Raw genomic sequence first — 25337 nt, 5'->3', positions numbered from 1 at the left:
CTCCGGGCGTAGGCGCCTGCCCCCAACGACAATCCGGCGATGCGACGTGCGATCCACCATCATGCCCGACGCCGCATGAGTCCCGGCACCGCATCCCGCCGCGCATGGTCGCTGGGCATAATCCCGGTCACCGCACGCGTTCTCGCTGCATTGCGAGAGCGCGGCAGGATGAACAAACTATTTCAAATCCCCAAGCATCTGCTGTCGAGATCACGGGAACCTGCTTGTGACATCTTCCGCATATCTGATGCGCCGGCTGCGATATCGTCGCCATCACGATTTGCCTTGCCATCATGGCGCACAAGCGATAGATTTCTATCTCAGGTTGTCGCCCCTTGCCAGCCCCCGGGCGACGCTGAGGACCCCAAGATAAGCGGCGGGCTTATCGGCCCGCTGCTTATCGAGGTGATGGCGCTCGCAGGCATCAGGCCGGGGCTTGGCTGAAAACTGGCACAATCCAACAGCTCCGCCGTTATTCCGTTCGCGAGGTGTCGATATCAGCCGAAGTCATTTGACTGCGGCGCCCTGATCGACGACAAGCCGCCATGGCCAAGAAACCCGGAACCAACCCGAAAGGCGAGTTCGCCTTTTTCAACGTCGTCTACGAAGACGGCTCCCAACGCTCCAACCGCCGCGTGCCCAGCGAGCTGCTCGGCGGTCTCGACGGCGACGAACCCGCGCGTAACTTCATCAGGGAGCAGGACCGCGAGATCGCGGAAAAGAGCGGGCGGCCGGCGCTGGAGATCGAGCGGATCGAGCGGGTCGGGGCGAAGAAGAAGTAGGCTGGCCAAGGCGCACGCTCCAGCTACTCCGGGCCGCCATAGGCAAGATCACAGAATAATCGCGTGAACGGCAGCGCCGCATTTCGAGAGCCAATTCATCTTGATTGTGCGCCCGACATCAGCTGTTTGCAGTGCCGGTCAAATTGCATACCGGCCAAAGTGTTGGCATCAGACGGCAGAGTGCGGAGGTGCCGGATCAATACTCGCTCCCTGGTTCCTTCGAAGACGTCCTCGCTCAAACTTCGAGCGAAGATGGTCCGCCCATTCGGTATAGTCACGATTTCGTAGGTCTCGCCGCGTCTGATCGAGTTGCTTATAGTGAGCATTAAAATCTCTCTCGAACGCGGCATTTCCAACTATCAGATCGTTTATGATCCGAGAGACCTCCTCAATTATCCTCTTTTTGAAGTTCGCCGATAGAGCGTTTTCAGTGTTCAACAGCGCCATCATCGGCGGAGAGATTTCCGTCAGATCGCTCGTTAGGACTCTGGCCCACTGTCCGTGCGCGAGACGGTTTCGAATCTCAATAATGGGCCGCAAGTCATTATCGATTAAAGATATGATGTCGTTAAACTGATGAGACGCCATTCGAGGCAGGGCATCAGGTGGAGCATTATATCGACGTCGAAAGCTAAGCTCGACCGCCAACTTCCATTGATCGAGCTTGGTACCTTTAGCTAGAATCTGGGCCCGTTCGACGTCAGAGAAGGCATTGGACTCATGAAGCATCTTGAGCAAGCGAACCTCTGACCACGCACCGACAAGTAGAACGAACGTTCTAAGAAGAGCTTTGGCAGGGGTTGTTTGTCGTTGAGCCAGGCAGTCCTTGAGTTCACGGTGGATATGCGTACAGGCCACGTCAAGAGCGCGCAGGTTTTCTACGTGTGCCTTGTATCTGTCCGCAACTGAAAGCGGCATATTCCTTTGTTCCCGGTCATTAAAGAGCGCTCATCGACGCCCTTTAATGACCGGGAATCGAACCCGGCTAGACTCCCTCGGAGAGGGCGTGTTTCCATTACACCATCATTCCGATTGTATTCTTACACTTGCACCCCCTTTTTGTACAAGGGGCGCCTCGCTGATCTAAGGGCTGCGCGTTCCTTGCAAGTTGCTCGGCGGCCTCAACGGCGACGAACCCGCGCTTCACCATGGAGCAGGACGGCGAGATCGCGGAGAAGAGCGGGTGGCCGGCGCTAGAGATCGAGCGGGTTGGAGCGAAGAAGAAGTTGGCCGACATCCGCAGGCGCTCACCCGCGGCGGTTCCGCCTGTTCCAGGCAAACAGCAGGTCGGCAAAGCGGTCATAGACAAACCGCGTGACCGGCACCGCCAGCGGGTTGCCTGATAGCGCTGCAAGCTACCCCTCGCCCGGCGTCATCCGCCACAGTGCGATCGCGACATCCGCACCGATGATCAGCCGGCCGGCCTCATCAGTCGCGCACAGGCGGCGCCTGATGTCGTCGAGCGAGGCGCCAAAGTGCGCCAGGGCATCGGGCTGCTCATTGACGTCCTTAAACTCGACCGCACCGCTGCGCACCACCGCCAACAGCTTGTTGCGCTGCCAGTCGATGCCGGCGTCGCAGACGGGGCAGCGGGTGTTGTAGTAGACGGTGAGGTTAGCCGACTTTATCGAGGCGTCTATCGCGTCGGAACTATAGTCCGAGAGAAAGCCGGGTAAACGTCTTCGGCTGAACGCTGCCGATGCGTTGGCAAAAAGAAAAGCGACCGACCTCGGTCCGCTGGATTGCTTGTCAGCCTCGACTGCGACGAACCCGCGCGACTTCATCATGGGGCAGGACCGCGGGTCGCAGAAAAGAGCGGCTGCCCGCAGCTGGAGATCGAGCGGGTTGGGGCGAAGAAGAAGCAAGAGACGCCTGCGATGGAGACGACCGTGCAAACAAAAACGGCGGGCCTTCGCTCGCCGTTTTTGTTTGCGCTCGTCCGGATCAAGTACGGCACGATCATGATTCCGCCATCTCGGAAGCTCGATAGCCCAGCTCTCGATAGAATTTGCGACTCCCTAACCGGCTTGCCGTCTTGGAGCAGATACCTTTCAATCCATGAGCTCCTGAGGAGATTGCGTGCTCTTCTACGGGAGTGCACATTCGACTAAAGTCGCCGCCCCGGGTCTAGTAAACAACCTAGCTGTATGAATAATTTGAACAATCAATAGTTTATTTGAGCGATTCGACAGATGAGAATTCCTGGGTTCCTCAACGCGACCTACTCAAATGATCTGAAGCTAACAGCATTTGTTGCACAAGCTCTGGGCCAGATAGAAGCTCACATCAATGGCAATCGTCCCGTATTCTTTCCCGAATACACTGATCATAGCATCAAGCACGTTGAGCTTACTCTACAAACCGCAATTGATTTAGCTTCCCCAGCAGCGCGAGGCCTACTTACTAGCGTCGACGCGGCCGCGCTAATGGTGGGCGTCTCGTTACACGATCTTGGAATGTATCTGACACGAGACGGATTCGAGAGTCTTCTCTCTTCGGACAGTCATTGGCTCGGTGTCCCGTTCTTCGATCGAAAGACATGGAAGGTTCTCTGGGAAGAGTTTTACGCAGAAGCGACCCGCTTCGATGGCCGAAAGTTGCGCCAGCTATTCGGGGAGCACTATCGTCCGGCGCGACCACTTCCGCCGCACGGGAGCGCTTGGGAAGATTTCGACTATCTGCTAGTAGGTGAGTTTCTTCGTCGGCATCATCCACGATTAGCACACGAGATCGCGCTGTACGGCCTTCCAGCACGGGCTGGTAACTCGATTGAGATTTGTCCCAAGGCGACAGAGGATCAGGTCTTCTTGGCGGATATCGCGGGACTCGTTGCTCGCAGCCACGGGATCGATCTTAGGACATGCGTAGATTATCTGCTCTTCAAATATAAGAACAAGATTGACCCTCGCGGATCTCACCCGATTTATCTAGGTGCCCTCCTCCGGATTGCGGACTATTTCCAAATACAAGCCTCGCGAGCGCCGACCGCTCGAACAGATGTTACAACCTTTCAAAGTGGTATTTCCGAAGGCGAATGGACTGTCCACCAGTCGGTAAAGGACATCAACAATACGGGCGGCGATCCTGAAGCGATAGTCGTTATCGCTGAGCCTAAAGATGTTGAGACGTTTCTCAAATTGAGAAAATGGATCATCGGACTGCAACGAGAACTGGATCAGACCTGGGCCGTCCTTGGTGAAGTTTACGGCCTCCAATTCCACACAGGACTAAATCTTCTCGGGCTAAAAATCCGACGCATCAAGTCAAACATTGATGACGTGGCGGAATTCGCAAGGACCGTTCAGTATGTACCAGCTCAGCTTGCCTTCGAAGCGGCCAACGCCGATCTACTGAAGCTCCTAATCGTTCCACTTTATGGAGATCGTCCTGAAATAGGGATCCGCGAGCTATTTCAAAACGCAATCGACGCCGTGCGCGAACTTAATGACCTGGCAATCAAGCAGCCGAGCTTGCTCGACTTAGACCGGTACGACCAGGAAGCTGACGTCACGTTGAGGATGAAAGTTGACGCGGAGAACGCACTAACGGAGCTGGTCATTACCGATCGCGGCATAGGAATGACGGCAGATATTGTCCGCGATTATTTTCTGAAGGCAGGCGCTTCCTTTCGAAAAAGTGACGCATGGCGCAAAGACCATGAAGATGCGGAAGGACATTCTCGTGTGTTGAGAACGGGGCGCTTTGGTGTTGGCGCACTGGCGGCATTTCTAATTGGTGATCGAATTGAGATAACGACCCGTCACGTCCTGGCAAAGCAAGATGAGGCGTTGAGATTCAGCGCCAGCCTTGATGACGAATTTATTGCTCTAGACCGCGTACGAGCTCCAATAGGGACGCAGATTCGAGTTCTAATTCCGAAGGAGATGAGATCAAACACTAGGTGGATTGCTCCCTCGTCTACGGACAAGGAGATCGAATATTACTCGCGCATTGGCCATTACTTCTTGAAAGAGCCCTCGCTCACTCGCTATCGGCCTGATGGAACTAAGATAGATGTGACAAAGTGGCTGCCCCAGCCAGATGACGAAGTGTTAGAGGATTGGCGCTGGTGCACAGCACGAGGCTTTGAGCGCCTTTTTTGGACCTACAAGCACGAGTATCCCGGCCTTGCTTGCAACGGCATTCTCATCGAGAACCGGAACTCCTCAAATTCCTGGCTTCATGGTTTTATTATCAAACCCAATATTAGTGTTTTCGATCGCGAGGGATCGCTACCAGTCAATCTTGAACGAAACGGACTTCAGGGGCCCATTCCGTTCAAAAATGAACTCCTGTCTAGCATAAGCGACGATTTGCTAGCCCATGCGTTGGTTGAGGCACCTAGTCGGTGCTCTTCGGAGTGGTTTGCTGGAAGGTACGAAGGTTTCCGTTGCGATCCAGAAAACTGGTCACCTTGGCTCATCGGCCGAGATGGTTTCCTGCTAAATGAGATGGGTCTAGTTGCAAACTTCAAACCCAAAACGATCGTGCTCGCTTTGGGAGGTCAGCGCGACCTCTCACCTTGGGCAGAGCAGATTCAGAGTAAATTGGGCGCGCATGATTTGATCGTGTTCCTTCAACCAGAGGCCTTCGATTACAGCGTACCGCGGGTAAAAGGTCTGTTGATTGAAGCGCTAGGTGGATACCTACGTGCACCATCATGGCTGATAGGCAGTTTAAGAGCGACCTACGTTCCTTCCAGGGTAATTGAGATGGTGGGGCGGCTGAGACCTGGAAAAGTTGTAACAAGAACTTTGGGCCGCTTAGAGAAGATTGCAGATCAGAATGGCTGGAAGTGTGTCCAGCACGCATCTGATCAGTCATCGGACCTGCACGATCAGATAATTTCTCTCACAGCAGATAAGGACCATCCGGTGATATTTAGTGTCTTTAATGTCGAGATAGATAGCGAGACAGAGGAGTCGTCTCTTTCTCGACGCTGGCTCGAGGTGGCCGGCACCTCCCTAGTTCCATTTGATGTGATTTCGCGGCGTCGGCTTGAGAATCATTGCTCTACAAAAATTGGAAAAGTAACCGAGGTTAGGCGACGCGCGAAGACAAAGACCAAACGACAAGCGGTCTTGAGCAAAGAGATCGTAAGGCAGTGATCGTCAGCTAGCGACGCTGAAGACCAAATGTATAACGGCGGGCTTTCGGCCCGCCGTTTTCGTTCAGATGGATGCCCGGGTCGAGCCCGGGCATGACGGTCCGAATTAGTTGTCCAAGAAGCTCCGCAGCTTCCTCGACCGCGACGGATGCTTCAGCTTCCGCAGCGCCTTCGCCTCGATCTGGCGGATACGCTCTCTGGTGACCGAGAACTGCTGCCCCACTTCTTCCAGCGTATGATCCGTGTTCATGCCGATGCCGAAGCGCATGCGCAGCACGCGTTCTTCGCGCGGGGTGAGGGAGGCGAGCACGCGCGTGGTGGTCTCGCGCAGATTCGACTGGATCGCGGCGTCGATGGGCAGGATCGCGTTCTTGTCCTCGATGAAATCGCCGAGATGTGAATCCTCTTCGTCACCGACGGGAGTTTCGAGCGACAAAGGCTCCTTGGCGATCTTGAGGACCTTGCGCACCTTCTCCAAGGGCATGCCGAGCTTTTCGGCGAGCTCTTCCGGGGTCGGCTCGCGGCCGATCTCGTTGAGCATTTGCCTCGACGTGCGCACGATCTTGTTGATGGTCTCGATCATGTGCACGGGGATGCGGATGGTGCGGGCCTGGTCGGCGATCGAGCGGGTGATCGCCTGCCGGATCCACCAGGTGGCGTAGGTCGAGAACTTGTAGCCGCGGCGGTATTCGAACTTATCGACCGCCTTCATCAGGCCGATATTGCCTTCCTGGATCAGGTCGAGGAATTGCAGGCCGCGGTTGGTGTACTTCTTGGCGATCGAGATCACCAGACGGAGGTTGGCTTCCACCATCTCCTTCTTGGCCTGGCGCGCTTCGCGCTCGCCCTTCTGCACGGAGTGCACGATCTTGCGGAACTCGACGATCTCGAGGCCCGTCAGCGCGGCGAGCTGATGCACCTCGTGACGGAGGTCCTTGATGCGATCCTTCTCGTGATGGACGAAGTTCTTCCAGCCCTTGGCCGAGAGTTTCGAAACGCGGTTGAGCCAGCGCGGATCGAGCTCCGAGCCGGTGTAGTTGCGCAGGAAGTCCTCGCGGGCGACGCCATGGCTGTCGGCAAGGCGCATCAGGCGGCCCTCATGCGAGACGAGGCGCTTGTTGATGTCGTAGAGCTGCTCGACGAGCGAGTCGATACGGGCCTGGTTGAGGCGCAGCGACTTCACCTCGACGATGATCTCGTCCTTCAGCTTCTTGTACTTGCGCTCCTGGTGCGGCGAGAGCGACTCGTTCTGGAGCTGGTTCTGGATGTCCTGCTCCTGAAGCTTGCGCAGCTTCTTGTAGCTGTCGGCGATCTTGTCGAAGATCTCGACGACCTTCGGCTTGAGCTCGGCCTCGATGGCCGCAAGCGACATCTGGTTCTCGAACTCGTCGTCGTCCATGTCGGACTCGGCCGCAGCCTCGGCCGGATCCTTCTCCTCGCCGGCCTCTGCGCCAGCGGCGGGAGCGGCGCGGAACGGGGTCGGTGCCGGGGGCGCCGCGGGCGGCGCGACATGCGCGGGTGCGCCAGCGACGCTAGCTGCCGCCTCGCCTTCGGCCGGCGCCTCGCCGTTCTCCCCAGTGGGACCTGCGATCATCGCGGTGTTCATGCCGCCCTTGGCCTCGGGACCGGCATAGGTCGCTTCGAGATCGATGATGTCGCGAAGGAAGATCTTGCCTTCGTTGAGTTCGTCGCGCCAGATGATGATGGCCTGGAAAGTCAGCGGGCTTTCGCAGAGACCCGCGATCATCGCCTCGCGGCCGGCCTCGATGCGCTTGGCAATGGCGATTTCGCCTTCGCGGGAGAGCAGCTCGACCGTGCCCATCTCGCGCAGATACATGCGCACGGGATCGTCGGTGCGCTCGCCCGGCTCGCTCTTCTTGACCTCGGTGACGGCCTTCTGGGTGACCTCGACGAGCTCGTTATCGGTCTCGTCGTCGGCCTCGTCCTTCTCTTCCTCGCCTTCGCTATCCTCGGCTTCGGTGACATTGATGCCCATGTCGGAGAGCATGGACATGATGTCCTCGATCTGCTCCGGCGAGGTCTGGTCGGACGGCAACACTTCATTGAGCTGATCGAAGGTCACGAAGCCGCGCTTCTTGGCCTGCTTGATCATCTTCTTCACTGCCGCGTCGGACAGATCGAGCAAGGGCGACGGCGCGTCCTGGGAATCCTTCTCGGGAGCGTCCGCTGCCTTGTCGTCTTTTTCCTTGTCCTTCGCCTGCAGCGTCTTTGCCTTGGTGGCCATCCATTGCTCCTAAACGCGTTTCATGCAGACGTGCGCTGCGCCTGCGTGAAATCACTTGAACCTGTTGCTCGACGCTCTCGCTTCGTCAGATCTCGACACGGAAAGGGCGGCGCGCACACATCTCGCCACCCCGACCTTTCTCTCGCCGGATTTGCCTAACGCTTCGTGAGCCTTTGTCGCGGCGGATGCAGGTGAAGTGCCAACAGCTGTTGCGCGGATACATTCCTGACGCGTCTGTTCTGCCTGCGGCCGCGAGGCCAAAGTGCTACAAGACCGTTAAGCCTCGATTAACCCTGTTTTTGCCGCCAAACCTTGGATTTGGCGAGTCTTTTAGCGATACCTAACCCGGCCGTCCGCATGAATCTTTCATCATACGCTCTTCTGGAACCTGCCCGACAGCTCGCCAAAACCCTCGATCAGGGCCTCGGTACCGTCGACCTCGCCTATCCGAGCCTTGACGTCACGCAGCCACGCCAAATTGGCCTCGCTGGGGTCCTCCCCCAAGGCCAGCTCGGCGTCTTTCAGCTCTCTAAGTAGTGAATGCCATTGCCGATGCAAGGCAACGAGCTGGTGCCAGGTGGCAAGAACGTCGTCCCTGGCGGCGCCCTCGCGGGCGCCCCACACCGCCGCGGTCGTGATCGCGCCTTCAACCCGTTGAAGAACCTGAGAAAATCCGCTCTTTTCGAGGTCGCCGCGCATCTTCTCGGCCTGCTCCTCGGGGTCCGGGGAGTGGTAATGATCGTTGACGAAGGCGCTGATAATGGCGGCCCGGAGCTTGTGGGCCTCGGGATGGGCGATCTCGAGGGCCGCCACCTCCTCGAGATGGTCATGCAGCAGCCAGGGGTGGTTGATCAGGCACTGCAGAATCAGCGCCTCCCGCCGGGAGATGGCGCTGCGCTGGCCGCGCATGATCGGGCTCGCCGCCAGCTGGGGGCTCGCCGCCTGGTAGGGGCCTGATGGCAGCGGGGCCGGCCCGGGCGGGCCGCCGCGGCGGCTGCCTCCAAAGCCCTGCCCACCGAATCGATTCGCCTGACCGCCGCGGAGCTGGAAGGAGCGGCCGCCTGCTCCATGGCCATGGCGGAAACCGCCCCTGCCAGCAAAGCCGCCGCGGCCGCCGTCCGGCGAGAAGGTGCGCTGCAGCCGCTCGATGAACTCGTCGCGATAATAGCGCCTGACAACCTCGTCGCGGATGCCGTTGGACAATTCCCTGATGCGCGCTTCCAGCGCGGCACGGCGCTCGGGCGTGGCAAAGTTGCCGCCTTCGAGCTCGCGCGACCACAGCATGTCGGCGAGCGGACGCGCCGCCGCGATCACCTCTTCCATCGCGCCGCGGCCGCCTGAGCGGACGAGATCGTCGGGGTCCTGCCCCTCGGGGAGCAGCGCGAACCGAAGACTTTTTCCCGGCGCGAGGAATGGCAAGGCAAGGTCCGCAGCACGATAAGCGGCCTTCTGTCCGGCGCGGTCGCCGTCGAAGCAGAGGATCGGCTCGTCCGCCATCTTCCAGAGCAGCGCGAGCTGGCTTTCCGTGAGCGCGGTGCCGAGCGGCGCGACCGCGCCTGCAAAGCCCGCGGTGACCATGGCGATGACGTCGACATAGCCTTCGACCACGATCAGCGGGCTGCCATCATGGGTGGCTTTGCGCGCGGTCTGGTGATTGTAGAGATTGTCGCCCTTGTGGAAGAGCGGCGTCTCCGGCGAGTTCAGGTACTTGGCCGGAACGTCCTTCTCCAGCGCGCGTCCGCCGAAGGCGATGACGCGGCCGCGCAGATCCGTAATCGGAAACATCACGCGATCGCGGAAGCGATCATAGGGCACGGGAATGTCGTCGCCGGCAACGAGCAGGCCGGTCTCGACCATGTCCTCGACGGACACGCCGAGCTTGCCGAGATGCTCTTTCAGCGCGAAGCGATCGGGCGAGGCATAGCCGAGGCGGAATTGCAATTGCGTCGCCGGGGAGATGGCGCGGTCGGCGAGATAGCCGCGCGCTTTGGCACCGACGCGCGAGGCCAGCGTCTCCGAGAAGAACTTGGCCGCAAGCTCCATCACGTCATGCAGCGTGCGGCGCCGCTCCTCGTGCCGCGCCGCATCCGGCGTCACCGCCGGTAGCGGCAGCCCGGCCATGCCGGCGAGCCGCTCGACCGCCTCGCCGAACGGCACACCGTCGGTCTCCATCACGAAGCTGATGATGTCGCCGTGCTTGCCGGAGGAGAAGTCGTGGTAAAAGCCCTTCTGGTCGTTGACGTAGAAGGACGGCGTCTTTTCTTGTTGAAATGGCGACAGCCCCTTCCACTCCCGCCCCGCCTTCTTCAGCTTGACGCGCTTGCCCACGACCTCGGAGACCGAAAGCCGGGCACGAAGCTCGTCAAGGAACTGGGGCGTGAAGCGCATGGCCATGGTGTAGCGCGAACCGGGGTGAGTCGGGCGAAGGATCTGGGATATAGCTGCGGGGCGGCCAGAAGTCAGGTTTACGCGGGTTATCCTGACTATTCGACCTATGCACAGGGGCCGTCATTCCGGGGCGCCCCGAAAGGGGCGAGCTATGGTGCGCAATTGCGCACCTGAGAATCCATCGCGCCGCCGGAATGCTGGGAGAAATCGATTCCGGGTTCGCCCTTCGGGCGCCCCGGAATGACGGTGGACGCCCCCCTTGAACCCCGCCCGGTTCCACGCTTCCATAGGCCATGTTCAGGACCTTTCGGGGTGGCCAGAGCGGGGGCTGGCGCGTGACTTCGATGTCGCCCGTGACGGGCGAGCCCCTGCCCTTCATGCCGGCGCTGTCGGTGACCGACGGCGAGGCCGTCGCGCTGCCGCTGGTGCCCTCGCGCAATGCCTGGCGCCTGGTCGGCGTGCCGAGCAACCTGCGCTATACCGAGCGGGCAGAGAAGCAGCAGCTCGAGAGCGTGCAGGCCGGCCTCGGCCGGCTGGAGGCGACGAGCGCGGCGCTGATTCCGATCCGGAAATCGCAGGCCTGGTGGGATCTCACGCAAGAAGAGCGGCGCAAGATCTTTGAAGACAGGTCGCACCATATCGCCAGCAGCATGCGTTTCCTGCCCGCCATCGCGCGTCAGCTGTATCATTGCCGCGACCTCGGCGAGCCCTTCGATTTCCTGACCTGGTTCGAATTTTCCCCCGCGCATGCCTCGCTGTTCGAGGAGCTGGTGGGGATGCTGAGGCGGACCGAGGAATGGAGCTATGTCGAGCGCGAGCTCGATGTGCGCGTGGTGAAGGAAGTGCTGTCGGCTTAACGCGCGATGAATCGCGCTTTAAGTTTTTGTTTGAGCATGATCTTGTCGGAAAACCGCTGCGCACTTTTCCGGATCAGGCTCAGTGGTCAAGAAAGCGGCCGGACTCGATGTGCGGCAGGCCCGTCACCGGCCAGTTGTAGACGTAGGTCCAGGCCATCTCCGCAACGCCATCCGCGCCTGATACCTCGATCAGCTGGCGCAGATATTCGGTCGGCTCCGGAAAGCCCTCGCCGCAGGCCTCGTACATGTCGAGCTCGCGCAACAGCTCGTCGCCGGCGCGCAAGGCGAACAGCTCGCCATGCACGACATCCGATGACACCTCGGACAGCAGCAATCCCGGATAATGCTTCACCAGCACCAGCCGGCCGCGGCAGGTGGCTTCACCGAGGAAATCCGCATGCTGCGAGAGCAGCCGCGCCATCGGATGGTCGAAGCCGCGCATCAGCGTGCCGTAGACGAAGAGACGGTTGGAGGTCATGGGGGGTCTATAGACTCTCCACGCCGTCATTGCTCCGCGACAAAATTGCGAAGCAATCCAGAGTCCCTCCGCGGAAACGGCCTGGATTGCTGCGCTTCGCTGGCAATGACGAAGGAAACAGCTCGTCTACACAACCGCCGCTTCCAGCCTCGCCGCGCGCCTCGGCCGCGACCACCTTGACGCTGACATCCATGACGTCGAACGCATCCTGGGCGCCGATGTAGATGCCGTGCAGCGGGATGGCCTGGCGCGGGTCGCGGGCGACGGCGACCCGGATGAGGTCGCGGGTGCCGAGGATGCCGTTGGTCGGATCGAACTCGATCCAGCCCGCGCTTGGCAGATACACCTGCACCCAGGCATGGGTCGAGCCGCCGCCGACATGGTGCTGCGCGATATCCTCGGGCACGAAGACGTAGCCGGAGACGAAGCGCGCGGCGATGCCGAGCCGGCGCAGCGCCTCGATCATGAACAGCGCGTAGTCGCGGCAGGTGCCGGTGCCCCGCAGCAAAGTCTCGCACGGGCTCTGCGTGCCCGGCGCGTGACGCCTTTGGTATCTGAACTGCTTGCGGATGGCGTGGGTGATGCGGCTGAGGATGTCGAAGGTTGGCGACGCCGCAGTCTCGTCGAGAAAGCCGCGCGCCCATGCCGCGATCCTGCCCTCGGGATCGGGATATTGCGCCGTGATGTACTGGACGAGATCGGGCAATTCCGCATCGTCATAGGCGAAGGGATAGAAATAAGCGGGATCGTCGGGCGTCAGCGCGAACTCGTCCACCGGATTGTGCTCGACGGTGACGTGCCAGTCGAACACCAGCCTGTCCGCGCGCGCGTCGAAATCGGCGATCGCGACCGAATTGCCGAACACATCGTGAATCCAGCGCAGCGACATCGGTTTCGGCGAGATATCGAGCCTTGAATCGAGCACGCGCAGATCATGGCCATCGCTCGGACGCAGCATGAATCTGTGTTCGCCGAAGGCCACGGGACGATAGTAGCGATATTCGGTCTTGTGATGAATCGTCAGCAGCGGCATCGTCGGAAGATCATGGTGATGTTGGGCAGGCCCATTGTTAATGTTTGCCCAATGTCCGGGGCGACTGCTTTTTCCACAGGCAATCAGGAATGGCTTTCAACACAGCCGAGGCGACGGATCAACTGCTGGGCGACGGCGATATTCCGCCAGTGCATGAGGTAAATGCAGAGGGCACATCACCCTTTTTGCTCACATCGGACCATTACGGCCGCATTCTGCCGCGCGCTCTCGGCGATCTCGGTGTATCGGAAGACGAGCTAACGAGGCACATCGCCTGGGACATCGGCATCGCCGGCGTCGCCGAGCGGCTGGCAAACATGCTTAATGCGCATCTGATCGCACAGCGCTATTCGCGGCTGGTGATCGACTGCAACCGTCCTCCTGGCGTGGCGAGCTCGATCCCCGTGATTTCAGAAGCGACCGCGATCCCGCGCAACGAAGGCATCTCGGATGGCGAGCGCGCGGCACGGCGACGCGAGATTTTTCAGCCCTATCATGATCGCATCGATGCGGTGATCGACCGCCGGAGCCGCGCGAAGCGGCCAACGGTGCTGGTGTCGCTGCACAGCTTCACGCCCGTCTATGCCGGCGTCGCCCGGCCCTGGCACATCGGCGCGCTGTACAATCACGACAAGGTGCTGCCGCAGCTGCTGCTGAAACACTTACGCAGCGAGGGCGATCTCGTCGTCGGCGACAACGAGCCCTATGCGGTGAGCGATCTCAGCGACTACACCATTCCCGTTCATGGCGAGGCGCGCGGTCTCGTCAACACCGGCATCGAAATCCGCCAGGATCTGATCGCGGACCAATCCGGCCAGCAGCAATGGGCGGAGCGGCTGGCAAGGATCTTTGCGGAGATCGAGGCGGAGCTGAGACCGGCGCTGCTGGTCGGCTAGCATCCTCATTTGGCCCGTATCAGCGCCAGCCAGATGCCGCCGCCGATCATGAAGCCGCCGGAGACGCGCGACACCAGACGGGTGCGGCGCGTCGAGAAGAAGCCGCGGACCTGGCCGGCAAGCAACGCGTAGATACCGTCGGTCAAGCCGGCCAGCACCATGAAGGTGATGCCGAGCACCAGGACCTGCGACAAATGATCCTTGCTCATGTCCATGAATTGCGGAATGAACGCACCGAAGAACACCAGCAGCTTCGGGTTCGACAAGGCGACGACGAAGCCCTGCAGGAGGAAGCCGCCGCGCGGCGGAGGCGGCGGCGCGTCGGCGCTGACGCCCTCGACCGGCGAGCGGATCAGCTTGATGCCGAGCCAGACCAGATAGGCCGCGCCCGCAAAGCGCACCCAGTTGAACCAATAGCCCATCGTCGCCATCAAGGTGGTGAGGCCGACCGCAAGGATGCCGATCACGATCAAGAGCCCCATCTGCACGCCCAGAATGTTGGTCAGCGCCGAGCGTGTGCCGTACCGCAGGCCGTTGGCGATGACGAGGGTCACGATCGGCCCCGGCAGCAGCGCCAGCGCAATGCAGGCGGCGACAAAGGCGAGATAGGCTTGCATGGACATCATGGGAGGACTCTGCGCGCTGGCGTTTCGCTTGTATTAATGCATGAGAGGAGCCGGAACGGCAATTGCAAGCGCGGTCGCCGCCGCGGGCCGTATCGTCAATTCTTCGGCAGGCCGGCAACGGCGCGCGCGGGGCCGGTCAGTTCGAGGATATGCAGGCCGGTGTTGGCGCGATCGACGATGTAGATATAGCCGCGGTCGTCGGTTTCGACATTGTTGGTCTGGATCGCGACCTTGCAGCGCTCGCCGCCCTCCACAGGAATGCAGCGCTTGTCGGTCGCGCCCGTGATCGCCGGGATGAAATAGCCGACTTCCCTTGGATGATAGGGATCGCGGACGTCGAGCGCGCGAACGCCGGCATTGAAGAAGGCGATGAAGGCCATCTTCTTGTAATAGACCGGCGCCATGCTCTCGTTCGAGGAATGCGAGCCGAAGCGGCCGCCGCGCTGGCAGAACTTTCCGCTCGCCTCCGGCACGGTGTAGCTCGAGATCATCATCGGCCGCGTCTCGGTGGTGACGTCGGCGAACCACACCATCTGCCTCGCCTCGCCGCATTCGTTCAGAATCGCCTCGTCCACGATCATGACGATGTCGCGGGTCTTGCCGTCCTTGTCCTCGGCAAATTCCGCCACGGGCATGTCGAGCATCGGGAACGTGGTGTGCGCGCCGTTGAAGGCGGACATCGGCAGCCGCGAGATCTCCGGAAAGCGCAGATTGTCCGGCGTCGGCTCCTTCGGCCCCGTCAGCAGCTTCTCGCGATCGACGATCTGCAGGATGCCGCCCTTGTTGGTGCCGTAACCGAAATAGACGCGGTTGCCGTCGGGCCCGGTCGAGATCGGTCCGTGCAATTCGGTCGGCACCGCGCCGGTCGAGCCGGGCTCCTGGCCGGGCAGGCCGAAATCGCGGATCTTCTGCGGATGAGCGGGATCGGAGAGATCGTAGACCTGCGTCATGCGCCGCGTGCGCCAGTCCGGCGCGCCCGAGACGAGATAGGCAATGCCGGTGTCGCATTCCCACCAGCTCTTGTGCGTGTCCTTCAAGCCGCCAAGGCGCGTGATCATCACGGGATTGGCGGGGTCAGCGACGTTCCAGATCTCGTGCGCCTGGCCGCCGAAGGTGCGCAGCATGTAGACCGCGTTGGGATCGCCCTTCGGCAAGGTCTTGCCGTCGCACACGCGCACCATCTGCGCGCCGCCGGATTCATATTTGCCCGCCTGTCCCGGCAGGTGCCTGAGATATTTGGGATGCGCGGGATCGGTGACGTCGACGATCGAGGTGCCGTTCGGCTCGGCATTGCCGGTCATCGGATTGACCGGAGCCGGCACGTCGTCGGTGCCGCCGTGGTGGCCGATATAGGCGATCCAGCGGTCGCCCTGATGATGGATGGTCGGCTGATAGGCGCTACGGGCCTGAAGATCGTTGCTGCCGACCAGCTTCATGTTCGACGCCTCGGGCGGCGCACCGATCGTCTGCTTCTGGGCGTGAACAGAAGCGCTGCCGGCGAAAAGAACGAGGGCGGCAGCAGTCAGGACGCAACGGAACATCAAAATCCTCCCAGGAACCAATCTGCGTTGGCTGAGCTTCAACGCTAGCACGGCCGCTCACACGCGCCAAAGACACCATCTTGACATGCAACCACTTGGTTGCCTATTATCGCCGCCATGGATGAGGTCTTCAAGGCGCTCGCCGATGCGTCGCGACGGTCGCTGCTGGACCGGCTCCACGCCAGGAACGGCCAATCGCTGAATGAGCTTTGCGAGGGCTTGGCGATGACGCGCCAGGCGGTGACGAAGCACCTGGTCATCCTGGAAGAGGCCAATCTGGTTACGACCATCAAGCATGGCCGCGAGAAGCTGCACTATCTCAACCCGATGCCGATCCACCAGATCGGCGAGCGCTGGATCAGGAAATTCGAGCGCGGCAAGCTCGCCGCACTCAGCGAGTTGAAACGCCAGCTGGAGAAGCGTGATGAGTAAGCCGCAATTCGTCTATGTCACCTCTATCCCGCGCGCAGCCCTCAACAAGGGATTTGATGCGAAATGAACCTCGACCAGTTCAAGCCCCTGACGGTCTACAGCATCTACATCGCCTCCACGCCGGAGAAGGTGTGGGAGGCGCTGACCTCGGCCGAGTTCAGCAGGCAATATTTCTTCGGCAATACCGTGGAGGTCGAGCCGCGGCTCGGCGGCGCCTTCATCGTGCGGACGCCCGACGGCGCCCTGCATATCAGCGGCGAGGTGCTCGCCTACGATCCGCCGCGCAAGCTTGCGGTGACCTTCAACGTCAACTGGCCCGAGCTGATCGAGAAGCTGGGGCCGACCCTCGTCACTTACGACATCGAGCAGGTCGGCGACGCTGTCCGGCTGACCATGAGCGAAGGCCACGATCGTCCGCTCAGCGACGACATCCTGTCAGGCGGACGCTCCGGCTGGCCCGCGATCCTGTCCAGCCTCAAGAGCTTGCTCGAGACCGGCAAGCCACTCGTCGTCAAGCTCGGCCCGCCACAGCGGATGCTGGATGCGCTGAAGGCGATGGGGATCAAGACGCCGTAGGGCACCGCGAGCTCGAAATGGTAGGGTGGGCAAAGCGAAGCGTGCCCACGTCTTTCCTAATTGATGGGAAGACGTGGGCACGGCGCAGGTAGGAGGTCCTACGGCATTACGGAAGAGGCACCACCAGGCGCCGGTAAAGATGCCATGTCGCATGCCCGAGCACCGGCAGCGTTACCACCAGGCCGAGGAAATACGGCAGCGCCGACACGATCAGCAGCATCACGATGACAGCGGCCCAGCCGACCATCGGCAGCGGACTGGTCACCACCGCACGCACGCTCGTCACCATGGCGGTGACGAAATCGACCTCGCGATCGAGCAGCAGCGGAAACGACACCACGGTCAGTGAAAACAGAATCAACGACAACGCCGCGCCGACCGCATTGCCGATCGCGAGGAACAGCAAACCCTCATTGGTGGTCAGCACCACCGTCATGAATTCCTGCAAGCTCGAGAACGAGGCGTGCAGGCCCAGCAACAATGCGATCAACAGCCGCACCTGGTACATCCAGATCACGAACACGAACAGCGTGACGAAGGCCATCCAGCCGATTTCGCTGCGCGAGCGTATCGCCGACCAGATCGCACCGAAAGAGACGGGCTGGCCGCGCTCGCGGCGGCGGCTCACCTCGTAGAGCCCGATGGCCACGAACGGCCCGATCAGCGCGAAACCGGCGGCCAAGGGATAGATGAGATAGACCATGCCGAAGGCGGTGAGGCAGAGCATGATGGTGATGCCGCCGGCGGCGTAGAGCGCGCCGAAGCAGAGCCCGTAAAGCGGCAGCGCCTGGAAATCGCGCAGGCCCTCCGCCAGCGCCTCGGCGATATCGGTCGCCACGACGGGACGCACCACCGGATCGACCTTGCCCGAGATGGACATCAGCTTCCTCCGCGCATCGGCGCGATCTTTTGTCGCGCGCAGGCCGCGATATTAGCGTCACTGCGTCCGGGCGCAACTTGACGCCGGATGGCGGGGCAATTGTAGCGTCGCCGCGATGCACGCGTGACAAAATCTTTAGCCATCCGGGCAATTTCGCGCCGATGCCTATGGACGGGGCCGACGATCGTGCCGCAAATTGTACCTCCAAACACATACACGCGAACAGCGGACCGGCCAATCGATGAGCCTGCGTACCCGGTTACTGATCCTCGTCATCGCGGCCATGCTGGTACCGGCGAGCCTCGTCGGCTTGCGCTTCGTGCAGAACCGCTCCAGCGAGATCAACGCTGCGCTGGCCAATCTCGTTGCCTCGGCCGATGACATCGCGAGTGATCTTGGCGAGAAGATCCAGGGCACGGCTCAGCTTCACTATGGCCTTGCTCGCGCCCGCGACCTCGACACAAGCGACAAGGCGGCATGCTCCGCCTTCCTGTCCGATGTGCGCGAAGAATATCCGCAGTTCACGGGAATCCTGACGATCAATCCGGACGGCAGCCTGTTCTGCGACTCGCTCCGGACCAACCGCAGGCTCGATCTAAATGACCGTGCCTATTTCAAGCAGGCCAAGGTCTCGCAAGGAGCCGTCGCGGTGGAGCCGGTGTTCGGCCGCCTGACCGGACTATCGGTCCTCCAGATTGCCTATCCGGTGCGCTCGGACGCCGGCGCGCTGAAATTCATCCTGCTTGCCTCGTTCAACTTGAACAAGTTCGCGGAGTTTCACGACAGGCGCTTGCTCGCCGAAAAGGAGATCCTGTTCCTCGACAGCAAGGGTACGGTGCTGGTGGCCCCCACCCGCGGCGGCTGGAGCGATCCGATCGGCGCGTCGATCGCTGGCTCTGATCTGTTCCGCTTTGCGGCAGCGCCCGACGGTGAACCTTCTCGCGAGCTCACCGATCGTGACGGCCGCGCGCAGGTCTGGGCCGTCGCCCGGGCGCCGTCGATCCGCAAGGCCGGCCTCTATATCCTGGTCGGGCGCTCCAAGGACGGGCTGGTCGCCGCCGCCAACCGCCGGCTCTACGAGGATTTGGCGATCCTCACTGTGGCCTCGCTGCTGCTGCTCGCCGGTGTCTGGATCCTGGCGACCGTCAGCGTCGGGCGCCAGGTCGGCCGGCTCGCGGCAATGGCCAAGCGGCTCGGGCTCGGCGATCTCAGCGCACGGATTCCGCCGCCGCATCCGGGCGGGGAGCTTGGCGGGTTGATGATGCTGCTCAACGGCACCGCCGAGTCGCTCGAGCAGCAGCGCGCCGCCATCGCAGATCTCAGCCACAAGCTCAGCCAGTCCCAGAAGATGGAGGCGATGGGCCAGCTCACCGGCGGCGTGGCGCACGACTTCAACAATCTCCTGACCGTCATCCTCGGCAACTCCGAGCATCTCGCCGACCGGCTGGCGGACAACAAGGAATTGCAGCGGATCGCCGACGATATCGCGACCGCGGCCGAGCGCGGCTCCGACCTGACGCGCAGCCTGCTTGCCTTCGCGCGCAAGCAACCGTTGCGGCCGCGCGAGATCGACATCGCCGAGCAGGTCGTCGGCATGGAGCAGTTGTTGCGGCGATCACTCGGCGAGCACATCGAATGCGGCTTTGCCTTTGGAGCAGATCTGTGGCGGGCCAGCGTCGATGCCGGCCAGCTCGCAACCGCCCTGCTCAACCTCGTGCTCAACGCGCGCGACGCGATGCCTGAGGGCGGCAAACTGACGGTCGAGGTGCGCAACATTTCGCTCGGTCCATCCGATCTCGACGTCAACGGCGAGCCGCGGCCGGGCGACTACGTCATGGTGGCTGTGACCGATACCGGCTGCGGCATGGCCGATGATGTCGTGAGCCGCGCGTTCGAGCCGTTCTTCACCACCAAGGAGGTCGGCAAGGGCACAGGCCTCGGCCTGAGCATGGTCTACGGATTTGCGCAACAGTCAGGCGGTCTGGTGCAGCTACAATCCGAACCGAAGCAAGGCAGCGTCGTCAGGCTATTCTTCCCGCGCATCGTTGCGGCCCAGGACGAAGCCTCGGCTCCGGCAGAACCGATCGCGGTCCCCGACGGACGCGAGACTATTCTCGTCGTCGAGGATGACGACATGGTGCGCGCCTATGTCGAGAATGAGCTGCGAACGCTCGGCTACCGCGTCATCACGACGTCGAACGGGCCCGCGGCGCTGGAAGTGCTGCAAAAGCCCGGCGACGTCCATCTGCTGTTCACCGACGTCGTGATGCCCGGCGGCATGTTCGGGCCGGAGCTTGCGCGGCAGGCGACGGCGCTGCGGCCCGGTCTCAAGGTGCTGTTCACCTCCGGCTACAGCCAGAATCCGGTCAAGATGCCCGACGGCGTCGACGCCCGCATTCTGACCAAGCCGTTCAAGCGGCAGGATCTTGCCGCGATGCTGCGGTCTACACTGTCGGCGCCGCCGCGCTAAAATACGCTCTAACCTCTCGCCCGCAATTCGCGCCGCAGCACCTTTCCTGTCGCGGTCATCGGCAAGGTCTCGGCGAACTCCACGTAGCGCGGATATTCGTGGGCGGCGAGCTGCACCTTGACGAACTGCTGGATTTCGCGCGCGAGCGCATCACCCGCCGCGAACCCCGGGCGCAGCACGATCCAGGCCTTGATCGATTCGGTGCGGATCGGATCGGGAATGCCGACCACGGCGGCCATCGCCACCGACGGATGCTTCATCAGCGTATGCTCGATCTCGGACGGTCCGACGCGATAGCCGGCCGTGGTGATGACGTCGTCCTCGCGGCTGACATACCAGAAATAGCCGTCCTCATCCTGCACGCCGAGATCGCCGGTCAACAGAAATTCGCCAGCATATTTCTTCGCTGTCGCGTCCGGGTTGCGCCAGTATTCGAGCATGGTGACGGGACATGGCTGGCGCACGCCGATGATGCCGCGCTGGCCGCGTGGCTGCTCCTCGCCCTTGTCGTTGACGATGCGGACGTCGAACCCTGGCGTCGCCTTGCCCATCGAGCCGGGCCGGATCGGAAACAGATTGGAGTTGCTGCCGATCACCAGATTGCACTCGGTCTGGCCGAACACTTCGTGCGCATCGATGCCGAAGGTGTCCCGCACCCAGCCGAGCAGCTCGCCGCCGAGCGATTCACCGCCGGTAAAGATGCTGCGCAGCTTGACGCTCGCGTGTTTCACACCCGCCTGTCGCATCAGCTTCAGCGCGGTCGGCGGCAGGAAGACGTTGCGGACGCCGAGATCGGCCATCATCTGCATCGCCGCCTGCGGTTCGAATTTTCGCGCGCGATGTCCAACCAGCGGAATGCCGTGATACCAGAACGAGAGCAGGCCGTTGATGAGACCACCGATCCAGGCCCAGTCCGCCGGCGTCCACATCAGATCGCCAGGGCGCGGCAGAAAGTTATGACACATTTCGACATTGGGAAGATGGCCGAGCACGACGCGATGCGCGTGCAGCGCGCCCTTGGGATTACCCGTGGTGCCCGAGGTATAGATGATCAGCGCGGGATCATCGGCGGACGTGTCGACGTCAGTAAAATCTTCAGACGCGGTTTCGATTGCCAACCAGAACGGTTTCGCGCCGGCGTGGACGGCACCGCTCGTGATGTAGATGTCCTGCAGATAGGGCAGCCGATCGCGGATCTTGGTGAGCTTCTCCCAGCCAGCCTCATCGGTGACGATCGCCTTCGCTTGTGAATCCGACAGGCGGAATTCCAGCGCGTCCTCGCCGAACAGCGCGAACAGGGGGATCGATATCAGCCCGGAGCGAAACGCCGCCATATGCGCGATCGGCAATTCCAGCGACTGCGACAGGAATACCGCGACGCGGTCGCCACGCGAAAGCCCATCCGCCTTCAGCACATTGGCGAAACGGCGCGACATCTCGGCGACTTCGTCGAACGAGGTGCGCGTGGTCGCACCGTTTTCGTCGACATAAACAAGCGCAAGCCGGCCGGTTCCGTCGGCATGGCGATCGCAGCACGCATCCGCGATGTTGAAGCGCGCCGGGATGTCCCAGCGGAAGTTGCGATAGAGCTCGTCGTAGGTTGCGGCTTCGGTGAGCATGATCGTTTCCCGGCGGCGGCGTCATGGCCGGGCTTGTCCCGGCCATGGCATCTCTATTTTACGTCATTCCGGGGCGGTCCGCAGGACCAAACCCGGAATCTCGAGATTCCGGGTTCGCGCTTTGCGCACCGCGGAATGACAGCGGAGAGCTCAGCGCACCGTCGCGAAGAATGTCCTGACATCGCGCACGTACAGCTCGGGCTGCTCGAAAGCGGCGAAATGCCCGCCCTGCTCCATCTCGCTCCAATGGGTGATGTTGGTGAAGTTCGGCTCCATCCAGCGCCGCACCGGCGTGATGATCTCCTTTGGGAACACGGCCACACCCGTTGGCACTTTCACGGCCGGCGTCGCGCGGCGTTTGCCAAAACTCTCCCAGTAGAGCCGTGCCGACGAGGTCGCCGTTTCCGTCGCCCAGTAGAGCATGACGTTGTCGAGCAGCTCGTCCTTGTCGAAAATGTTCTCGGGGTGGCCGTTGCAATCGGTCCAGGCCCAGAATTTTTCCAGGATCCACGCCGCCTGCCCGCTTGGCGAATCCGTCAGCCCATAGCCGAGCGTCTGCGGCCGGGTCGATTGCTGCTTGGAATAACCGGAGTCGAGATCGACGTAGTGCTTGAGGCCGGCGAGTGCGCGCTTTTCTTCCGGTGTCGGCTCGCCCTCGACCCGCGGCGCGGCGTTGAAGGCGAGCGTGATGTGGATGCCGGCACAATGCTCCGAGTCCTGCGCGCCCAGCGAGCTCGTCACTGCCGAGCCCCAGTCGCCGCCTTGCGCGCCGTAGCGCGCATAGCCCAGCCGGTCCATCAGCTTCGCCCAGGTCGCGGCGATGCGGTCGACGCCCCAGCCGGTGGTCGTTGGCTTGGCCGAGAAGCCGAAACCCGGCAGCGAGGGACAGATCACGTGAAAGGCGTCCGCGGGATTGCCACCGTGACCGGCAGGATCAGTGAGCGGCGCGATCACCTTCTGGAATTCGACGATCGAGCCGGGCCAGCCGTGGGTGATGATCAGCGGCAGCGCGCCCGCTTGCTTCGAACGAACATGCAGGAAGTGGATGTCGAGCCCGTCGATCTCCGTGGTGAACTGGTCGAAGCGGTTGAGTTTTGCCTCACGGGCACGCCAGTCGTAACCGTTGGCCCAGTAGCTGCACATCTCCTGGATCCATTTCAGCGGCGCGCCCTGGCTCCAGTCGTCGACCAGCTCCGCCTCCGGCCAGCGGGTGCGGGCGAGGCGTGATTTGAGATCGGCGAGGATGTCGTCGCTGATGGCGATGCGGAATGGTTTTATGGCGGACATCGGCGGCCTCCCCATTTTTCTTGCTTTCATTCCGGGGCGCGTCTCTTGGCGCGAGCTATGGTGCGCAATTGCGCACCTGAGAATCCATTTCGCAACAGAGCCGGAGGCACGATGGATTCCGGGCTCGGCGCTTCGCGTCGCCCCGGAGTGACGGCCTAGCCCGACAGCGCCGCCTTCACCAGACCAGACGCCTTGCCGAAATCCATCTGTCCCGCGAACTTGGCGCGCAATACCGCGATCACCTTGCCCATGTCCTTCATGCCGGCAGCGCCGGTCTCGGCGATGGCATCGGAGATCGCCTTCTTCACGTCGTCCTCTGCCATCTGCTTCGGCAAGTAAGCCGAGATCACCGCGATCTCCTCGCGCTCCTGTGCGGCAAGCTCGGCGCGGCCGCCCTTGTCGTAGAGCTCGACCGCCTCCTGGCGCTGCTTGATCATCTTCTGCAGCACAGCGAGCAGGTCGGCGTCGGACAGCGGCGGCTTGCCCTGGCCGCGGGCGTCGATGTCGGCGTTCTTGATGGTCGAATTGACCATGCGCAGCGTGGAGAGCTTGCGCTCGTCCTTGGCCTTCATGGCCTCCTTGACCGCATTGTTGATGTCGTCGCGCAGCATGATCGTGTCCTCTTAATCTGTCCCCTGATCTAAGCCGTTCGGGGGAAAGAGGCCAGTGCGGACCTGTCACCGGGGGTTCATTGTTTCCCGCCTGACGGCCAAAACGGCGCAAAATTTCAGGACCCACCCCAAGACCTGTCCTAAGTCCCTGAAGAGGCCTGTCAAATATGCAAAAACGCATGTGAATCCGCCGTTTCCCGCTTTGACGGGCGGGCGTGGGGGGCTTATGAAGCGGGCTCATGACACAACATGACAACGATCCCGCCTGGCCGGACCATAAACCGACCGCGCTCCTCGTGCTTGCCGATGGCACGGTGCTCGAAGGCTTTGGTCTCGGCGCCGAAGGCCAAGCCGTCGGCGAAGTCTGCTTCAACACCGCGATGACCGGCTATGAGGAGATCCTCACCGATCCCTCCTATGCCGGCCAGCTCATCACCTTCACCTTCCCGCATATCGGCAATGTCGGTACCAACGAGGAAGACATCGAGACGGTGAACATGGCCGCGACGCCGGGCGCGCGCGGCGTGATCCTGCGCACCGCGATCACCAATCCTTCGAACTACCGCGCCACCAGGCACCTCGACGCCTGGCTGAAGGCGCGCGGCATCATCGGCCTGTCCGGCATCGACACCCGCGCGCTGACCGCGCTGATCCGCAGCAAGGGCATGCCCAATGCCGTGATCGCGCACGCCAAGGACGGCGAGTTCGACCTGCATGGCCTGAAGGAAGAAGCGCGCGAATGGCCCGGCCTCGAGGGCATGGACCTCGTGCCGATGGTCACGTCAGGCCAGCGCTTCACCTGGGACGAGACACCCTGGCTGTGGAACAAGGGTTTTGGCCGTCAGGACCAGCCCGAGTTCAACGTGGTCGCGATCGACTACGGCATCAAGCGCAACATTCTGCGCCTGCTCGCCGGCGTCGGCTGCAAGGTGACGGTGGTGCCGGCGACGACCTCGTCCGAAGACATTCTGGCGATGAAGCCCGACGGCGTGTTCCTGTCGAACGGCCCGGGCGATCCGGCCGCCACAGGCAAATACGCGGTGCCTGTGATCCAGGACGTCATCAAGTCGGGCACCCCGACCTTCGGCATTTGCCTCGGCCACCAGATGCTGGGCCTTGCCGTCGGCGCGAAGACCAAGAAGATGCATCAGGGCCATCACGGCGCCAATCATCCGGTCAAGGACGAGACCACCGGCAAGGTCGAGATCACCTCGATGAATCACGGCTTTGCCGTGGACGAAAAGACGCTGCCCAAGGGCGCGACGCAGACCCACATTTCTTTGTTTGATGGGTCCAACTGCGGCATCCAGCTCGACGGCAAGCCGGTGTTCTCGGTGCAGTACCACCCGGAAGCCTCGCCCGGTCCGCGCGACTCCCACTATCTGTTCCAGCGCTTTGCCGATCTGATGCGGCAGAAGAAAAGCGCGTAAGGCTGCTCCTCGTCCTCGTCATTCCGGGGCGCGCGTAACGCGAGCTATGATACGCAATTGCGCATCATAGCTCGACGCT

At 61.7% G+C, this 25337-nt stretch carries 20 protein-coding genes and 1 pseudogene; 9 read left to right on the top strand and 12 right to left on the bottom strand.

Annotated elements, in window-relative coordinates; all coding sequences use genetic code 11:
• The first annotated feature begins 545 nt into the window (after positions 1-545).
• Positions 546-782, top strand: a complete 237-nt coding sequence (locus ACNJX9_RS08800) for a hypothetical protein (RefSeq protein WP_057747080.1) — start codon at positions 546-548, stop codon at positions 780-782.
• Positions 783-950: 168 nt separating this feature from the next.
• Here ACNJX9_RS08800 and ACNJX9_RS08795 read toward each other — a convergent pair whose 3' ends face one another.
• Entirely contained in the window at positions 951-1700 is a 750-nt protein-coding gene (locus ACNJX9_RS08795) for a hypothetical protein (RefSeq protein ID WP_439408464.1), read from the bottom strand.
• A gap of 230 nt (positions 1701-1930) precedes the next feature.
• On the opposite strand from ACNJX9_RS08795, the gene ACNJX9_RS08790 reads away from it, so the two are divergent.
• Complete coding sequence (locus ACNJX9_RS08790; RefSeq protein WP_439410266.1) at positions 1931-2125, top strand: hypothetical protein; 195 nt, start codon at positions 1931-1933, stop codon at positions 2123-2125.
• Here the strand turns inward: ACNJX9_RS08790 and ACNJX9_RS08785 are convergent.
• Positions 2030-2410: pseudogene (locus tag ACNJX9_RS08785) on the bottom strand (thiol-disulfide oxidoreductase DCC family protein). The gene ACNJX9_RS08790 and the pseudogene ACNJX9_RS08785 overlap by 96 nt on opposite strands.
• Positions 2411-2974: 564 nt before the next feature.
• Here ACNJX9_RS08785 and ACNJX9_RS08780 point away from each other — a divergent pair.
• Positions 2975-5890: an HD domain-containing protein gene (locus tag ACNJX9_RS08780; protein ID WP_439408463.1), complete on the top strand. Its 2916-nt coding sequence runs from the start codon at positions 2975-2977 to the stop codon at positions 5888-5890.
• Positions 5891-5995: 105 nt separating this feature from the next.
• Here the strand turns inward: ACNJX9_RS08780 and rpoD are convergent, their stop codons facing one another.
• Together rpoD and dnaG are read right to left on the bottom strand one after the other, a co-directional pair.
• On the bottom strand, positions 5996-8134 hold the full coding sequence (gene rpoD, locus ACNJX9_RS08775) for an RNA polymerase sigma factor RpoD (RefSeq protein ID WP_057753130.1): 2139 nt from the start codon (positions 8132-8134) through the stop codon (positions 5996-5998).
• A gap of 369 nt (positions 8135-8503) precedes the next feature.
• On the bottom strand, positions 8504-10522 hold the full coding sequence (dnaG, locus tag ACNJX9_RS08770; protein ID WP_439410027.1) for a DNA primase: 2019 nt from the start codon (positions 10520-10522) through the stop codon (positions 8504-8506).
• Between the two features lie 293 nt (positions 10523-10815).
• Between dnaG and ACNJX9_RS08765 the strand changes: the two genes are divergently transcribed.
• Complete coding sequence (locus tag ACNJX9_RS08765; RefSeq protein WP_439408462.1) at positions 10816-11379, top strand: chlorite dismutase family protein; 564 nt, start codon at positions 10816-10818, stop codon at positions 11377-11379.
• 79 nt (positions 11380-11458) lie between these two features.
• On the opposite strand, the gene ACNJX9_RS08760 is transcribed toward ACNJX9_RS08765, so the two are convergent.
• Together ACNJX9_RS08760 and ACNJX9_RS08755 are read right to left on the bottom strand one after the other, a co-directional pair.
• Positions 11459-11857 carry a gamma-glutamylcyclotransferase family protein gene (locus ACNJX9_RS08760; protein ID WP_439408461.1) on the bottom strand — a complete coding sequence of 133 codons (399 nt, stop codon included), beginning with the start codon at positions 11855-11857 and terminating at the stop codon, positions 11459-11461.
• 7 nt (positions 11858-11864) lie between these two features.
• Entirely contained in the window at positions 11865-12890 is a 1026-nt protein-coding gene (locus ACNJX9_RS08755; protein ID WP_439408460.1) for a transglutaminase family protein, read from the bottom strand.
• Positions 12891-12979: 89 nt separating this feature from the next.
• Here ACNJX9_RS08755 and ACNJX9_RS08750 point away from each other — a divergent pair, with 89 nt between their 5' ends.
• On the top strand, positions 12980-13786 hold the full coding sequence (locus ACNJX9_RS08750; RefSeq protein ID WP_439408459.1) for an N-formylglutamate amidohydrolase: 807 nt from the start codon (positions 12980-12982) through the stop codon (positions 13784-13786).
• A gap of 5 nt (positions 13787-13791) precedes the next feature.
• On the opposite strand, the gene ACNJX9_RS08745 is transcribed toward ACNJX9_RS08750, so the two are convergent.
• Together ACNJX9_RS08745 and ACNJX9_RS08740 are read right to left on the bottom strand one after the other, a co-directional pair.
• Positions 13792-14409 carry a LysE family translocator gene (locus ACNJX9_RS08745; RefSeq protein WP_057753136.1) on the bottom strand — a complete coding sequence of 206 codons (618 nt, stop codon included), beginning with the start codon at positions 14407-14409 and terminating at the stop codon, positions 13792-13794.
• A gap of 98 nt (positions 14410-14507) precedes the next feature.
• Positions 14508-15953, bottom strand: a complete 1446-nt coding sequence (locus tag ACNJX9_RS08740) for an LVIVD repeat-containing protein (protein WP_271619470.1) — start codon at positions 15951-15953, stop codon at positions 14508-14510.
• A gap of 117 nt (positions 15954-16070) precedes the next feature.
• On the opposite strand from ACNJX9_RS08740, the gene ACNJX9_RS08735 reads away from it, so the two are divergent.
• Positions 16071-16385 carry an ArsR/SmtB family transcription factor gene (locus ACNJX9_RS08735; RefSeq protein WP_439410026.1) on the top strand — a complete coding sequence of 105 codons (315 nt, stop codon included), beginning with the start codon at positions 16071-16073 and terminating at the stop codon, positions 16383-16385.
• Between the two features lie 63 nt (positions 16386-16448).
• The gene (locus ACNJX9_RS08730) at positions 16449-16961 is read left to right on the top strand and encodes an SRPBCC family protein (RefSeq protein ID WP_057753123.1); all 513 of its coding nucleotides are present in this window, start codon (positions 16449-16451) and stop codon (positions 16959-16961) included.
• Positions 16962-17067: 106 nt separating this feature from the next.
• Here the strand turns inward: ACNJX9_RS08730 and ACNJX9_RS08725 are convergent, their stop codons facing one another.
• Positions 17068-17841 carry a DUF2189 domain-containing protein gene (locus ACNJX9_RS08725; protein WP_439408458.1) on the bottom strand — a complete coding sequence of 258 codons (774 nt, stop codon included), beginning with the start codon at positions 17839-17841 and terminating at the stop codon, positions 17068-17070.
• 241 nt (positions 17842-18082) lie between these two features.
• On the opposite strand from ACNJX9_RS08725, the gene ACNJX9_RS08720 reads away from it, so the two are divergent.
• Positions 18083-20311, top strand: a complete 2229-nt coding sequence (locus ACNJX9_RS08720) for an ATP-binding protein (RefSeq protein WP_439408457.1) — start codon at positions 18083-18085, stop codon at positions 20309-20311.
• An 8-nt stretch (positions 20312-20319) separates the two neighbouring features.
• Here the strand turns inward: ACNJX9_RS08720 and ACNJX9_RS08715 are convergent, their stop codons facing one another.
• The 3 genes from ACNJX9_RS08715 to ACNJX9_RS08705 all read right to left on the bottom strand — a co-directional run bounded on the left by ACNJX9_RS08715 (position 20320) and on the right by ACNJX9_RS08705 (position 23828).
• Positions 20320-21930 (bottom strand): acyl-CoA synthetase, encoded by a 1611-nt coding sequence (locus ACNJX9_RS08715; RefSeq protein ID WP_057753120.1) that lies wholly within the window; start codon positions 21928-21930, stop codon positions 20320-20322.
• Positions 21931-22080: 150 nt separating this feature from the next.
• Positions 22081-23217, bottom strand: coding sequence for an epoxide hydrolase family protein (locus tag ACNJX9_RS08710; RefSeq protein WP_439408456.1), 1137 nt, complete (start codon positions 23215-23217; stop codon positions 22081-22083).
• A gap of 155 nt (positions 23218-23372) precedes the next feature.
• Positions 23373-23828: a GatB/YqeY domain-containing protein gene (locus ACNJX9_RS08705; RefSeq protein ID WP_271596891.1), complete on the bottom strand. Its 456-nt coding sequence runs from the start codon at positions 23826-23828 to the stop codon at positions 23373-23375.
• 239 nt (positions 23829-24067) lie between these two features.
• Between ACNJX9_RS08705 and carA the strand changes: the two genes are divergently transcribed.
• The gene (carA, locus tag ACNJX9_RS08700) at positions 24068-25258 is read left to right on the top strand and encodes a glutamine-hydrolyzing carbamoyl-phosphate synthase small subunit (RefSeq protein ID WP_271596890.1); all 1191 of its coding nucleotides are present in this window, start codon (positions 24068-24070) and stop codon (positions 25256-25258) included.
• The last annotated feature ends 79 nt before the right edge of the window (positions 25259-25337 follow it).

The sequence above is a fragment of the Bradyrhizobium sp. BLXBL-03 genome, assembly GCF_051853015.1.
GTDB lineage: Bacteria > Pseudomonadota > Alphaproteobacteria > Rhizobiales > Xanthobacteraceae > Bradyrhizobium > Bradyrhizobium manausense.
This window is presented reverse-complemented; position numbering and strand designations above follow the sequence as displayed.

Bases quoted from the DNA above. Each gene is read 5' to 3' on its own strand.
- ACNJX9_RS08800 (WP_057747080.1), top strand. From the start codon at position 546: ATGGCCAAGAAACCCGGAACCAACCCGAAAGGCGAGTTCGCCTTTTTC.
- ACNJX9_RS08795 (WP_439408464.1), bottom strand. From the start codon at position 1,700: ATGCCGCTTTCAGTTGCGGACAGATACAAGGCACACGTAGAAAACCTG.
- ACNJX9_RS08790 (WP_439410266.1), top strand. From the start codon at position 1,931: ATGGAGCAGGACGGCGAGATCGCGGAGAAGAGCGGGTGGCCGGCGCTA.
- ACNJX9_RS08780 (WP_439408463.1), top strand. From the start codon at position 2,975: ATGAGAATTCCTGGGTTCCTCAACGCGACCTACTCAAATGATCTGAAG.
- rpoD (WP_057753130.1), bottom strand. From the start codon at position 8,134: ATGGCCACCAAGGCAAAGACGCTGCAGGCGAAGGACAAGGAAAAAGAC.
- dnaG (WP_439410027.1), bottom strand. From the start codon at position 10,522: ATGCGCTTCACGCCCCAGTTCCTTGACGAGCTTCGTGCCCGGCTTTCG.
- ACNJX9_RS08765 (WP_439408462.1), top strand. From the start codon at position 10,816: ATGTTCAGGACCTTTCGGGGTGGCCAGAGCGGGGGCTGGCGCGTGACT.
- ACNJX9_RS08760 (WP_439408461.1), bottom strand. From the start codon at position 11,857: ATGACCTCCAACCGTCTCTTCGTCTACGGCACGCTGATGCGCGGCTTC.
- ACNJX9_RS08755 (WP_439408460.1), bottom strand. From the start codon at position 12,890: ATGCCGCTGCTGACGATTCATCACAAGACCGAATATCGCTACTATCGT.
- ACNJX9_RS08750 (WP_439408459.1), top strand. From the start codon at position 12,980: ATGGCTTTCAACACAGCCGAGGCGACGGATCAACTGCTGGGCGACGGC.
- ACNJX9_RS08745 (WP_057753136.1), bottom strand. From the start codon at position 14,409: ATGTCCATGCAAGCCTATCTCGCCTTTGTCGCCGCCTGCATTGCGCTG.
- ACNJX9_RS08740 (WP_271619470.1), bottom strand. From the start codon at position 15,953: ATGTTCCGTTGCGTCCTGACTGCTGCCGCCCTCGTTCTTTTCGCCGGC.
- ACNJX9_RS08735 (WP_439410026.1), top strand. From the start codon at position 16,071: ATGGATGAGGTCTTCAAGGCGCTCGCCGATGCGTCGCGACGGTCGCTG.
- ACNJX9_RS08730 (WP_057753123.1), top strand. From the start codon at position 16,449: ATGAACCTCGACCAGTTCAAGCCCCTGACGGTCTACAGCATCTACATC.
- ACNJX9_RS08725 (WP_439408458.1), bottom strand. From the start codon at position 17,841: ATGTCCATCTCGGGCAAGGTCGATCCGGTGGTGCGTCCCGTCGTGGCG.
- ACNJX9_RS08720 (WP_439408457.1), top strand. From the start codon at position 18,083: ATGAGCCTGCGTACCCGGTTACTGATCCTCGTCATCGCGGCCATGCTG.
- ACNJX9_RS08715 (WP_057753120.1), bottom strand. From the start codon at position 21,930: ATGCTCACCGAAGCCGCAACCTACGACGAGCTCTATCGCAACTTCCGC.
- ACNJX9_RS08710 (WP_439408456.1), bottom strand. From the start codon at position 23,217: ATGTCCGCCATAAAACCATTCCGCATCGCCATCAGCGACGACATCCTC.
- ACNJX9_RS08705 (WP_271596891.1), bottom strand. From the start codon at position 23,828: ATGCTGCGCGACGACATCAACAATGCGGTCAAGGAGGCCATGAAGGCC.
- carA (WP_271596890.1), top strand. From the start codon at position 24,068: ATGACACAACATGACAACGATCCCGCCTGGCCGGACCATAAACCGACC.